General features: G+C 41.4%; 11 protein-coding genes. 4 read left to right on the top strand and 7 right to left on the bottom strand.

What is annotated here, in order from left to right; all coding sequences use genetic code 11:
* Positions 1 to 202: 202 nt before the first annotated feature.
* The 7 genes from W7W_RS0109425 to W7W_RS0109395 all read right to left on the bottom strand — a co-directional run bounded on the left by W7W_RS0109425 (position 203) and on the right by W7W_RS0109395 (position 6,740).
* The gene (locus W7W_RS0109425; RefSeq protein ID WP_010663534.1) at positions 203 to 1,183 is read right to left on the bottom strand and encodes a D-alanine--D-alanine ligase; all 981 of its coding nucleotides are present in this window, start codon (positions 1,181 to 1,183) and stop codon (positions 203 to 205) included.
* Between the two features lie 167 nt (positions 1,184 to 1,350).
* The gene (locus W7W_RS0109420) at positions 1,351 to 2,436 is read right to left on the bottom strand and encodes an RluA family pseudouridine synthase (protein WP_010663533.1); all 1,086 of its coding nucleotides are present in this window, start codon (positions 2,434 to 2,436) and stop codon (positions 1,351 to 1,353) included.
* 419 nt (positions 2,437 to 2,855) lie between these two features.
* Positions 2,856 to 3,737 (bottom strand): PASTA domain-containing protein, encoded by an 882-nt coding sequence (locus W7W_RS0109415; RefSeq protein ID WP_010663532.1) that lies wholly within the window; start codon positions 3,735 to 3,737, stop codon positions 2,856 to 2,858.
* A gap of 232 nt (positions 3,738 to 3,969) precedes the next feature.
* The gene (gene rpmH / locus W7W_RS23155; protein ID WP_010663530.1) at positions 3,970 to 4,128 is read right to left on the bottom strand and encodes a 50S ribosomal protein L34; all 159 of its coding nucleotides are present in this window, start codon (positions 4,126 to 4,128) and stop codon (positions 3,970 to 3,972) included.
* 202 nt (positions 4,129 to 4,330) lie between these two features.
* Complete coding sequence (gene rsmG / locus W7W_RS0109405; RefSeq protein WP_010663529.1) at positions 4,331 to 4,951, bottom strand: 16S rRNA (guanine(527)-N(7))-methyltransferase RsmG; 621 nt, start codon at positions 4,949 to 4,951, stop codon at positions 4,331 to 4,333.
* A gap of 50 nt (positions 4,952 to 5,001) precedes the next feature.
* Positions 5,002 to 5,613 (bottom strand): RNA polymerase sigma factor, encoded by a 612-nt coding sequence (locus W7W_RS0109400; RefSeq protein ID WP_010663528.1) that lies wholly within the window; start codon positions 5,611 to 5,613, stop codon positions 5,002 to 5,004.
* Positions 5,604 to 6,740 (bottom strand): glycosyltransferase, encoded by a 1,137-nt coding sequence (locus W7W_RS0109395; RefSeq protein WP_010663527.1) that lies wholly within the window; start codon positions 6,738 to 6,740, stop codon positions 5,604 to 5,606. The genes W7W_RS0109400 and W7W_RS0109395 overlap by 10 nt, the downstream gene beginning before the upstream one ends.
* A gap of 279 nt (positions 6,741 to 7,019) precedes the next feature.
* Here W7W_RS0109395 and tgt point away from each other — a divergent pair, with 279 nt between their 5' ends.
* The 4 genes from tgt to W7W_RS0109370 all read left to right on the top strand — a co-directional run bounded on the left by tgt (position 7,020) and on the right by W7W_RS0109370 (position 11,588).
* Complete coding sequence (gene tgt, locus W7W_RS0109385; protein WP_010663526.1) at positions 7,020 to 8,150, top strand: tRNA guanosine(34) transglycosylase Tgt; 1,131 nt, start codon at positions 7,020 to 7,022, stop codon at positions 8,148 to 8,150.
* A gap of 49 nt (positions 8,151 to 8,199) precedes the next feature.
* The gene (locus W7W_RS0109380; RefSeq protein ID WP_010663525.1) at positions 8,200 to 9,285 is read left to right on the top strand and encodes an LptF/LptG family permease; all 1,086 of its coding nucleotides are present in this window, start codon (positions 8,200 to 8,202) and stop codon (positions 9,283 to 9,285) included.
* A 325-nt stretch (positions 9,286 to 9,610) separates the two neighbouring features.
* Entirely contained in the window at positions 9,611 to 11,155 is a 1,545-nt protein-coding gene (locus tag W7W_RS0109375) for an acyl-CoA carboxylase subunit beta (RefSeq protein WP_010663524.1), read from the top strand.
* Between the two features lie 112 nt (positions 11,156 to 11,267).
* Entirely contained in the window at positions 11,268 to 11,588 is a 321-nt protein-coding gene (locus W7W_RS0109370) for a biotin/lipoyl-containing protein (RefSeq protein ID WP_010663523.1), read from the top strand.
* Positions 11,589 to 12,665: the final 1,077 nt, after the last annotated feature.

Raw genomic sequence — 12,665 nt, 5'->3', positions numbered from 1 at the left:
AGATACACCCGTTTTTTTTATAAGGATTATCGAAAAGAGGCATCGCCTTTCGGGAATTGCAAGAACCTTCGGAGGAGCCCCCGTTTACGGAATTTAATATTCCGATTCCTGCCAACTCAGATCCCTGTCATCTAATTTCCAATATCTAACATCTAACTTCCAAATCCTATACTGTGTTTCTTTGGTTTTTCCGCAATGCTCACTAGTTACCTCTTTTAATAGCATCTTCAATAACTTCGGTCATCACATCCTGCATGGTCATGCCCATGGCTTCCACCTGCTGCGGAATAAAACTTGTGGCTGTCATCCCAGGAGTTGTATTTACCTCTATCAAAAAGATTTGTTTCTCTGTAATGATGAAATCTACCCTTACGATTCCCTTGCAATTCAGGATGTCATAAATTAAGGAAGTAATTTTTTGAATTTTGTTTGTCAATTCTTCCGAGATGCGTGCGGGTGTTATCTCTATTGCCTTTTCGGCATTGTATTTGGCCTCAAAATCGAAGAATTCATTTTTGCTGATGACTTCCGTTAATGGCAATACAACTTCGCGATTTTGTGTTTTATAAATGCCACAGGTCACTTCGGTGCCTTCCATCAATTCCTCGACAAGCACTTCCTCGCATTCTTCAAAAGCTTTTTCTATGGCCGGAAGCAATTCATCAGGTGTTTTAACTTTTGAGATGCCAAAGCTTGATCCTCCTGCATTGGGTTTAACAAAACAGGGGATACCTAATTTTTCCTGAATGTCTGAGGGGTTAAATTCACGACCTTTCCGGATGAGAATAGAGTCTGCCACGGAGACACCAAATCCTTTCAGATATGTGTTGCAGGTAAATTTATTAAAGGTGAGAGATGATGGCAGTACATCACAGGTGGAGTGAGGGATTTTCAGCATCTTTAAGTATCCCTGCAGAAGGCCGTTTTCCCCTGGAGTTCCGTGAATAGTGATGTATAAACAGTCGAAGGTGTATTTTTTGTGGTCATCCGCAAAAGAAAAATCGTTTTTGTCGATGTCAAGCTCTCTGTTGTTGTATTCTGCCACCCATTTATCTTCCGTAATCAAAATCGGAATGATGTTATATCTCGAGGGATCCAGAAAAGATTTGATCCCATCTGCACTTTTTTTGCTTACCACTATTTCAGAGGAATAACCACCGTATATAATACCAATATTTTTCATTTTTCGGGCTTTTGTCGAAGTAGAATCACAGTTAATTGGAATGTCTTGTTAGTTTTATCCTTGTTTGAGGCAGGTTGAAAACAGAGGTGTTGGCTGTTATTTCAGTTTCACTTTACTGAACCGGCAGAGATTGTTAGGTCTCCCTTGGGGGAGGATTTAGTGGCCCTTTACTCTTCTTCTCTTCCTGCAATATAGTTTCTCCATTTGTCAATGGTCTGTACCATGTCGTCCGGCAAATCTGAATCGAATCTCATAAATTCCCCGGTAACGGGGTGTTCAAATCCCAGCGTTTTGGCATGCAAGGCCTGACGGGGCAATAAGGTAAAACAGTTTTTGACAAATTGTTTGTATTTAGTAAAGGTGGTTCCTTTTAAAATCTGGTTGCCACCGTATCTCTCGTCATTGAATAGTGTATGTCCGATGTATTTCAGATGAACTCTGATCTGGTGCGTACGGCCGGTCTCAAGATTGCACTGAACGAGCGTGACGTAGCCTAGTCGTTCGAGTACCTTGTAGTGAGTTACTGCGGGTTTTCCCATCGATTCATCCTCAAAAACAGTCATTTGTTTTCTGTCTCGAATACTGCGCCCAATGTTTCCGGTAATGGTTCCTTCGTCCTCTTTCATACTGCCCCAGGCAATGGCCTGATAGGTTCGTTCCGTAGTTTTGTAAAAAAACTGGCGGGCAAGAATGGTCTTTGCCTCTTCTGTTTTGGCAATAACCAGTAACCCGGAGGTGTCTTTATCAATTCTGTGAACCAGCCCCGGGCGGGGATCGTTGCTTTGAAACCAGGGATGATCTTTCAGGTGCCACGCCAATGCATTGACCAGAGTGCCGGTATAGTTGCCAAAGCCGGGATGGACGACCATTCCGGGTTGCTTATTGACCACGATAAGCGCATCATCTTCATAAACAATATTGAGGGGGATATCTTCAGGGATAATCTCGATTTCCCTTGGAGGCCAGCTCATTTCAATGGTGATAGTATCGCCAGGTTTTACTTTGTAGTTGGCTTTCACCGGCTGTCCATTGGCAAGAACGCTTCCGGCAGCGGCTGCATCCTGTATTTTATTTCTTGATGCGTTTTCGATTCGGTTGACCAGAAATTTATCTATCCTTAGCAGGTTCTGACCGGCATCTGCCACAAACCTGTAATGTTCGTACAATTCTTTTCCGGCGTCTGTTGTTTCCCCATTTTCGATGAGTTCATCCAGATCGTCTGTTTCATCAAATTCCCGGTTTTCTTTATTCATCCGTATAAAATTTCTTTATTAAGGTCGTATGGAACTCGCGATTCTTTTATACATACTCTTTTGTGGCAGTTTTGAAAAATCAAAGTTCCATGCTCGTTTCATTCGCTTAAAAGTGTATCTATGTTAATGGTCTGATGGAACGCTTGATTCTTCATGCAGATGTTCGCCTCTGGTGTCATGTCTTGTGTAAAATGACGTATAAGTTAAAACTGATTTTTATTTTTTCAAAATGAGAAAAAGCGAGCATAGCCATAGCTGCGTGAACTTTTTATCATGAAGAAAAAACGAAAATCAGTGATGTTTGGTGCGATATTTTATGCTTGACATGACACAGGTCTAATTCTTTATTAATAGGTGGTTTATGACGGGGCGAAGAATCAAATTTCATGCTTTTTCCATAACAAATATATTGTAATATATTAAAAGAATTCCTCTTCATCCAGGTTCTCTTCTTCGATTGTTTCTTCCTCAAATTCCCGGATGGGGACTTCTGTTTTTTCAATATTTGTGGTGTCAGGCATGATAAGAGAAGAATCAACGGAAAGCCAGATGTCGATGGATGAACCAAGTCTTAAACGGCTGTCACCATCGCCTGACGGGCGCTGTTTCCACACAAAAGCATTGAGTGTATCTTCCTTCGATACAACAGTGCTGTCATATATTGTGGCACCAATGTTAAGGGAAAGATCCTGACTTATTTGCTTGGCTTCTCCATAAATGAGCCCCTTAAGGTCGGGAACGGCTGTTGTCCGGTTGCTTAAACCCTGTCCTACAATCAAGTCAATAACAGCACCACGCTCCAGTGGAGTTCCGGCTTCAACAGGTTTGCCTTTATAGTGCTGGCCAAGCACCAGATTGGTGTATTCCGAAGGGACATAAATTAAATCGCCTACTTCAAGTCCGAAGGATTCCAGCATAACACGGGCATTTCTGATGCTGTAATCTATAACATCAGGAACCTGTACTTTTTCGGGAGTCCATGAGTTGATCGTGAAGAATATATTCCGGTTCTTTTTGACCATGCTTCCTGCGTTTGGCGTTTGTTCAATGACAACTCCGGGCGGAAGGTCAGCAATGTGAGCAGAATCAATGATCGCATATCGTAACTCATTTTCCTGTATGAGGTGTTTGAGTTGTTGTTCTGTGAGCCCTTTAAAGTCGGGTGCCTCAAATCCTTTACCGTGGCGGGTGTAAAGTTTTAGTCCCAAAAAGGTGAGAAGGATTAATAACAGTCCGCTGATGATGACTATTCCCAGATGTCTGGCAAAGGTTTTATTAAAAATGGTTTTGAAAAACGACATGGTTTCATGTTTTTATTTTGACCTCAAAAATAACATAAAATCAACAAACAGCAGGATAAAAAGAGAGACGATGAGGTATGGATATAAAAAAACAAGGATCCTACAGGAATCCTTGTTGTTTTATATATCTGCAGTAATGCAGAAGAATGTGGTTTTTCATGCACTTGATTTAAATCAGTTGCATGAGGCATATCTAATGGTCTAATTCCGGAGTAAAATCCCGGTCCATTATTTATGCTTTGTGTCTCTTTTCGCTGCTTACGCTAAGTCTTTTACGACCTTTGGCGCGACGTGATGCAAGCACACGGCGTCCGTTAGCAGTGGCCATTCTGGATCTGAAACCATGCTTGTTTCTTCTCTTACGGTTTGATGGTTGAAATGTCCTTTTCATTTTTCTGTGTTTTTAAATCACTCTTCTCCGAAGACTCCTTTTCAGTAAGTCCCGAATAAAGAACTCAGGTTATTTTAGCTTATTGCAAAATATCCTGTAATGTCCTTGTGTTGTGACTATGAATTTATTTTGCCTTTTTTCTGAAATTCGGACTGCAAAAATACAAGTTTTTTTTGTCTCCCAAAACTTTGTTGGTCAATTTTTACAAAGTAAGATGCACAAGTTTCTTTGTTTCAAAGAATGGCTCATCAAACCAGTCACTGATTGAAGCGATAAAAACCTTCTTTTTGAAGGGTGCTGTTTCTTCTGAAATATCTCCTCCTTTTAGGTATAAAATGCCATTGGCGATGGCGTTTGATGACTTTGATGTTATCAGATGCCTGGTTTGTCTGACAAAGTCGGGCAGGTTGGTGACAGCTCTGCTAACGATAAAGTCATATCTGCCTTTAAAATCTTCTGAGCGTGACTGCACTGCAGAGGTGTTCTTTAATTCCAATGCATCCGAAACTGCTTGTACAACTTTTATTTTCTTCGCGATGGAGTCGAGCAGGGTAAATTGTGTCTCCGGAAAAAATATGCTCAGTGGGATTCCCGGAAATCCGCCGCCGGTTCCCACATCGATGATTCGGGTGCCCGGAATAAAATTGACGAATTGTGCTATTGCCAGTGAATGCAGGACATGGTGCAGATAAAAACTGTCCAGATCTTTTCGGGAAATAACATTGATCTTACTGTTCCAATCGGTGTAAATGGATTTGAGTTGAGCAAACTGTTCTTTTTGTAATGAAGTCAGAGCAGGGAAATATTTGAAAAGGATGTCCATGAAAAATTAACTATAGCACTTTAGCGCTTGAGAAAATTAAAAGAGTATCATTAATGTTTTTTTACCTCGGAGTTTTTCAGGGTGTTGAAAAGAAGTTCGCGGGCCCTGAACAATTGAGCTTTTACAGTTCCCAGAGGAAGATCCAGTTCTTCTGAAATCTCTTCGTAAGAATATTCCTTAAAGTAGCGGAGTTCGATAAGGGTGCGATAGCGGGGTTTCAGTTTCTTGACTACGGTACGCATCAAGACTACTTTTTGCTCCCTGATCATGTATTCTTCCGGGTCAGGGGTTTCATCTTTGAGATGAATCTGAGGCTCGGTTTCTTTTTCGTCGGAAGCATAGCCTCCATCGATGCTCACATGGTTGTTTCTTTTCTTGCGAAGATAGTCTATGCAGTTGTTGGATGCAATTTTAAACAGCCAGGTGCTGAATGCATAGTTAGGCGAATACTGACTGAGGTTTTTAAAGGCTTTTCCGAATGCTTCAATGGTCAGATCCTCTGCATCGGTTTTATTGTTTATCATTTTGAGCAGCATGAAGTAGATGGCATCCCGGTAACGGGCCATAAGCTCTGCATAGGCCTTTTGATCGCCTTCCACTGCTTTGTCAACCAATTCAAGGTCGTACCTTGCCTTATCTGATAAGTTCGGATTTATTTCCATTTCCTTTTTTTTGACCCTGTCAGATTTCCGAAATGGCTGAAGGCGATGATTAAAGGTTGAATAATATCAAATAGTAACAGCCCCCAGAAAATTTTCCCCATTCCGGTTTTATCTGATGCCTTTTTCCAGATAATAAGTTTGAATAAAAACAATAATAATGAAAAAGGCAATATCAGCAGCCCAAAATTAGGAAAAAATATAAAATAAAGGGTAAGTGCCCAGAATAATTCTCTGGTAACCGGCTCTGTCAGCAGGGAAAATTTGATGGATTTTTTGTAATGCGACGCAGTGGAAAGATGTCTTATCTTTTGTTCCCTCCACTTTTTAAAGGAGGAAGGAGGGGCGCTGATGGTGTGGGCTTCTGCTGCCATGCAAACAGCAGTATTGGTCTTGTTGGCAGCTTCCTGTACAAATAAATCATCATCTCCGGATGCCACATAGATATGATTTTTAAATCCGCCGGTTTTTTGAAACAGTTGTTTGGAATAGGCCATGTTCCGGCCGGTGGCCATGTATGGCTTTCCGCTCAATGCAAATCCCAGGTATTGAATGGCGATGGTAAAGGTGTCGTAACGTAACCAAAGGTTGGTGAATCCTTTTGTTTTTTTGTAATTTCCAATGCCCAGAACCAGTTCTTTATTTCGACTATGTAAAGCCGTCACCATGTGCTTCAGCCATTGGTCGGTGGCAGGCCGGCAGTCGGCATCTGTAAGCACAAGTATGTCGTGTTTGGCCGCTTTTATCCCAAGGGAAAGGGGCAGCTTTTTGCCATGATAGAATTTCTTGTCAGGAGCAATCCTGGTAATATAAAGGTGGGGGTGTATAGCCTTGAGTCGGGTCAGAACCATGTCCGTGTCGTCTTCCGAACCATCATTTACCACCACAACCTGAAACTCAGGATAATCCTGATTCAAAACTTCGGGCAGGAAGGTTTCCAGATTCTCTTCTTCGTTTTTGGCACTTATGACAACAGAAACAGGCGGGAAATCAGCGTCCGAAGGGGAAGTCTCCTTATGGCGGGCAACGGGAAGAATTCGTCTGATCAGAAAGAAAAACTGCCAGAGCCATACCATCAGCATCAGTGTTAGAAGGATGATTTCGATTGTGTTTGGATGAGGAATGTTCATAGTTTCTGAAAATTGACGGGCAAAAGTGCGATTTTTTTCCTTAGCTTACAATTAAGAACGAAAAAACGGCCAATACTTGTATCTTTGCAAACCTGATTAATCAGATACATTCATTTAGCGTTTTTCACGTGTTTGAGATAGAAAGTTCAAATTCAAGGCGTGTGAAAAATCTAAACCGCAGAATACTAATGTATTTGAGGGTTTATATTTTGAGCAACAACGCAGAAGTTGGACTTTATAGACAAACACTATTTAATCATTTTGAGGGAATCCAAACGAATGCAATTTACTTTAGAAAAAACAGATCATCAAACAGCCGCCAGAGCCGGAGAGGTAATCACTGATCACGGTAAAATTCCGACACCTGTTTTTATGCCTGTGGGCACCGTGGGCAGCGTCAAGGGGATTCATGTAAATGACCTGAAAGATGAAGTGAAAGCTCACATAATACTGGGAAATACCTATCATTTATATTTACGTCCCGGTCTGGAAGTACTGGAGCAGGCCGGTGGGTTGCATCGTTTCAATGCTTGGGACAAGCCAATACTGACCGACAGTGGCGGATTTCAGGTCTTTTCACTGAGTGATAAGCGAAAACTTACGGCTGAGGGGGCCGAGTTTCAGTCCCATCTTGATGGTTCCAGACATTTGTTTACTCCCGAAAATGTAGTGGATATTCAGCGAACCATTGGTGCAGATATCATTATGGCCTTTGATGAGTGCCCGCCGGGAGATGCCGATTATAAGTATGCACTTCAGTCGATGGAGCTCACGCACAAATGGTTGAAGCGTGGTTTGGATCGTTTTGACTCCACAGATCCTAAATATGGGTACAGCCAGACTTTCTTTCCCATTGTTCAGGGGGCGGGATATGCCGATTTGCGCAGAAGATCAGCTGAGTATATCGCTTCTTTCAATCGTGAAGGAAACGCCATCGGTGGTTTGGCGGTAGGCGAACCAGAGGATGTGATGTATGAAATGATAGAGGTGGTCAATGAGATTCTGCCAAAAGATAAACCCCGTTATCTCATGGGGGTGGGCACTCCTGTGAATTTGCTGGAGGCTATAAGCCGGGGAGTGGATATGTTTGATTGCGTGATGCCTACCCGCAACGGTCGCAACGGGATGCTTTTTACCAGTGAGGGGATAATTAATATCCGGAATGAAAAGTGGAAAAATGATTTTTCTCCGGTTGATCCTGACGGTCATTGTTCTTTCGATACTATATATTCAAAAGCATATCTGAGGCATTTGTTCATTTCCCGTGAAATGCTGGGGCCTCAGGTGGCATCCATTCATAATTTGTCCTTTTATCTCTGGTTGGTGGGAGAGGCCCGAAGGCAGATTCAGGACGGTACTTTCAGCGGATGGAAAGATCAAATGGTAAAACAACTGGCAAGGCGTTTGTAAGAAATGTTTTGTTTTTTGTTCCTTTGTAAGTAAAAATTCTGATAAGAGGATGATTCTAAAAAAAATAGACGTTTACATACTGAAAAAGTTTCTGGGAACTTTTTTCTTCGCTATATTGCTGATATTGAGTATATCGGTGGTGTTTGATCTGGCGGAGAAAATTGACGATTTTCTGGAGACTGACGCCCCTCTTGAGGCCATTGTTTTTGATTACTATTTCAACTTCATCCCTTATTTTGCGAACCTGTTTACTCCGCTGTTTGTCTTTATTGCAGTGATCTTCTTCACCTCTAAAATGGCTTACGATACTGAGATTATTGCTATTTTATCCAGTGGAGTCAGTTTTAAACGTCTTTTGTATCCATATTTTATAGGAGCAGCTATTTTAACCGCTTTTTCTTATGTGATGGGAGGGTATATAATTCCTCCATCCAACAAGGTTCGTATAGATTTTGAAAATTACTATGTAAAAGAGATAAAGGAAACCGGGATGAGTAATATCCATATGCAGATAGAGCCCGGTTTGTTTATTTATATGCGTCGGTATTCTTCTTTTAGAGAGCGTGGAGATGATTTCAGCCTGGAGAAAATTGAAGACAAAGATTTGAGATTGAAAATTACTGCCGAGAAAGTGAAGTATGACAGTATTAACGGCAAATGGATTTTTGAAGATTATATTCGTCGTGACTTTTCTGAAGAGGGACGAATGACCATCTCCAAGGGGGAGGAGATGGATACGGTCGTTAATATGAAGCCTGCCGATTTCAAGGAAGAGCGGAAGTTTTTCGAGACCATGACCAATCCTGAACTTGAAGACTACATTGATGAGCAAACAGCCCGGGGAGTAGGAAATATCGAGCCCTATCTTATTGAAAAGCACCGGCGAATTGCATCTCCTTTTTCGGCCTTTATACTTACGCTGATTGGTGTTTCACTGGCCTCTCGAAAAACCAGAGGTGGTATGGGATTACATATTGGGGTTGGCATCGCGCTTAGTTTTTCGTATATTTTATTCATGACTATTTCAACAACGTTTGCTATAAATGGTAATTTGTCACCCATAGTGGCCACCTGGCTACCTAATTTTGTGTTTGCGGGTATTGGTGTTTTACTTTATTACCGGGCACCCAAGTAGTGTCTGTCCATAAACTAAGCGTTTTTTGTGTGTTTGAAATAGAAAGTTCAAATTCAAGGCGTGTGAAAAATCTAAAGCCGCAGAATACTAAATGTATTTGAGGATTTAGATTTTGAGCAAAAACGCAGAAGTTGGACTTTATAGACAAACACTATTTAGTCTAAAATTTACTTATTGTAGTTCAGCAACTTGCAGTGTAGGCTGTTAAAATATTCAAATATTCATGCAACTCTTTCCTGTAAAATTTGTAATTATGCACCCTGATTTTTCAGCAGATTTGTGTATTGAATCTTGACTGATAGGTGATTAACCAAAACTTTTGTTTATGTCATTAAAAAAGTACATCCTTGACCTTCGGAAAAGGAGAGAAAAAGTACAGCAAGGCGGTGGCGAGAAAGCCATTGAGAAACAAACCGCCATGGGTAAAATGACGGCCCGTGAACGTATTTTGGCCTTGTTGGACCAGGATTCTTTTACCGAGTATGACCTTTTTGTTGAGCACGAAGCCCGTGACTTCGGTATGGACAAAAAGCAATTACATGGTGATGGTGTGATTATCGGTACAGGGACCATTTATGGGGCTCCTGTGTGTGTGTTTGCTCAGGATTTCACCGTTGCCGGTGGATCTTTGGGATTGATGCATGCCCGTAAGATCACAAAGATTATGGATCATGCTCTGAAAATGAGAGTGCCTCTTATTGGAATCAATGATTCCGGTGGTGCCCGTATTCAGGAGGGTGTAAATTCATTGGCCGGGTATGGTGAAATTTTCTATCGCAATACCATTGCCTCAGGGGTTATTCCTCAGATCTCCGTAATTCTCGGGCCATGTGCCGGAGGTGCTGTTTACTCACCGGCTCTTACTGACTTTGTGTTCACTGTGGATAAAATCAGTAAGATGTTTATTACAGGTCCTAACGTTATCAAGACTGTTCTGGGAGAAGAAATTTCCATGGAGGATCTTGGTGGTGCCCGCGTGCATGCCGAGATTACCGGTAATGCTCATTTCTTTGCCAACAGTGAGGCAGAATGCTTTGATCAGATCAAGAAACTGATCACGTTTATTCCGTGGAATAACAAGCAGAAGGCCAAGGCATTTCCGCCTAAACCTCCGAAAAGTAAGGCCAAGGTTGAGGATATTATCCCCAGCAACCCAAAGAATCCTTACGATGTGCGGGACGTTATCAAAGCCATTGTGGATGATTCCGATTTCTTTGAGATTCAGGAGCTTTTTGCCGCCAATATTGTTATTGGTTTTGGTCGGATGAATGGTGAAACTATTGGTTTTGTAGCCAACCAGCCATTAGTGCTGGCAGGTGTGCTCGATACCGACAGTTCAGATAAAGCTGCCCGTTTCATTCGCTACTGCGACGCCTTTAATATTCCCATTATTACACTTGAGGATATGCCTGGGTATTTGCCTGGAATCGACCAGGAACATGCAGGAGTCATTCGTCACGGAGCCAAAGTGCTTTATGCTTATTCAGAAGCTACTGTGCCTAAAATTACAGTTATCCTCAGAAAAGCTTATGGAGGTGGTTATATTGCCATGAACTCCCGTCACCTGCATGCCGACTTTATGTTTGCATGGCCTACTGCCGAGATTGCAGTGATGGGGCCTGAGGGTGCTGCCAATATTATCTTCAAGAAAGAAATTGAGGAAGCGGATGATCCTGAAAAAATGCGTCAGTTGAAGGTGCAGGAATATAAGGAGAAATTTGCCAATCCTTACGTTGCAGCAGCCAAAGGTTACATCGACTCTGTGATTGAGCCTGATGAAACTCGTAAGATGCTCCTTCATGCGCTTGATGTTTCCGTTAGCAAAGAAGATCATCGTCCCGAGAAAAAACACGGAATACCTCCATTTTAACAGTGGAGGGGATTCCCGCCATTGGAGCCTGTTTCCGCTTTTAGTGAAAGGGCTCTCTGAAATCATAGGAAAGCCGGTCTTGCCGGTGGGTATGAATTAAAAATGTGCAATTATGAAGGACGATAATCAGGAACTGGTCGATTTTCAGATATTGAGTCTGAAATATAAAACCAGGTTGACCCGTAAATTTAAGGAACGCAAGAAATATGAGGTGCCTGATCCTAATCAGTTGAAGTCTGTTATTCCCGGTACGGTGGTTGATATTAAAGCCAAAAAAGGACAGAAACTTAAGGAGGGTGACGTAATTTTGCTTCTTGAAGCCATGAAAATGATTAATGAAATTCATATGCCTTTCGACGGAAAGATTAAGAAAATTCTTGTGGAGAAAGGACAACGGATTTCGAAGAACTTTTTGATGGTTGAGATTGAGTAGTACAACTATTCACACTATAATAATGAGGCCGGTAGCAATTTGTTACCGGCCTTTTCTTTGTGTGCCGTACATGGGAAACCAAACGGTAACGTTGCTATCCACTTGTGGTAAATAATTCATGATTCAATTATTTACCCTGGTCTATTGACTTCGTCGAACTTCGTTTCATGAGTTTTCGTCATGAAATGTTTAAATACCAATAAATACGGGCAACCGCAAAGAAAATTGATGAAGGGAATAATAATTTATTTTCAAGTCAATTTTATTGAGGACGCCTGTATTTAGCCGGTAGTTGAACATTGTAATAGATAATTTATGAATGGTTCAGGTTAGTGCCCGTTTATAAAGTCGGGAAGGTTTGTAAAAAGTCATGTGTCTGGTTAGAATGTGCCAGTTGCAAAGTCTGCCCCGATTTTTCTTCGGGGGCTTGCGAAGCCGCCAAAAACTGAGTCCCGAAGTAGCTTTTGTATGGTTTTTTGAACAAAAAACCAACAAAAAGCACAATCGGGATGAGTATTTTGGCGGCAAGCGTAACGCAGCAAGTGGTACATTATGGAAAGATACTAACTAACTTGAACAATTGATCTTTGTTTTACAAATTCTCTATGACGAGCAATCAGAAGTCCATCGGGTTAAAGAAATTTCAAAAATAATTTTTCCCGGGTACGATTTTTATAATTAATGCAATTAGGGGTTACTCACGGGAATCTATAAAAGGATTATTCATCGAAAAGTAACCAACACTTATTTCTAAAAAATCAATACGACAATCTTGTTGGCCCTCAATAGAATTACGTATATTTTTCAGCAATATAACAAAACTTTGATGTCAATGCACTGAAATGTCACATGGCTTTCTGAATCAGAGGCTTCACTTTCTGAATGGAAAACTTTAGGCAATAAAGGTTGTTTTTCAGAATATTGGAAAGCCGGCAAGGAAAACAGTAAACAAAATGAAAGATTGGCATCTCGGGGAATGTGTAGATTGTGTTCCAGTATTTTCGGTATTACGATATCTTTGAGATAAACTCTTTCGTTAATGATTACAAGGTAATTGCCTTTGAATTGCGTGAAGGG

Origin of the sequence: Marinilabilia salmonicolor JCM 21150 (assembly GCF_000259075.1) — a bacterium.
GTDB lineage: Bacteria > Bacteroidota > Bacteroidia > Bacteroidales > Marinilabiliaceae > Marinilabilia > Marinilabilia salmonicolor.
Note: the sequence above shows the minus strand (reverse complement) of the source record. Positions and strands in the feature narration are given on the sequence as shown.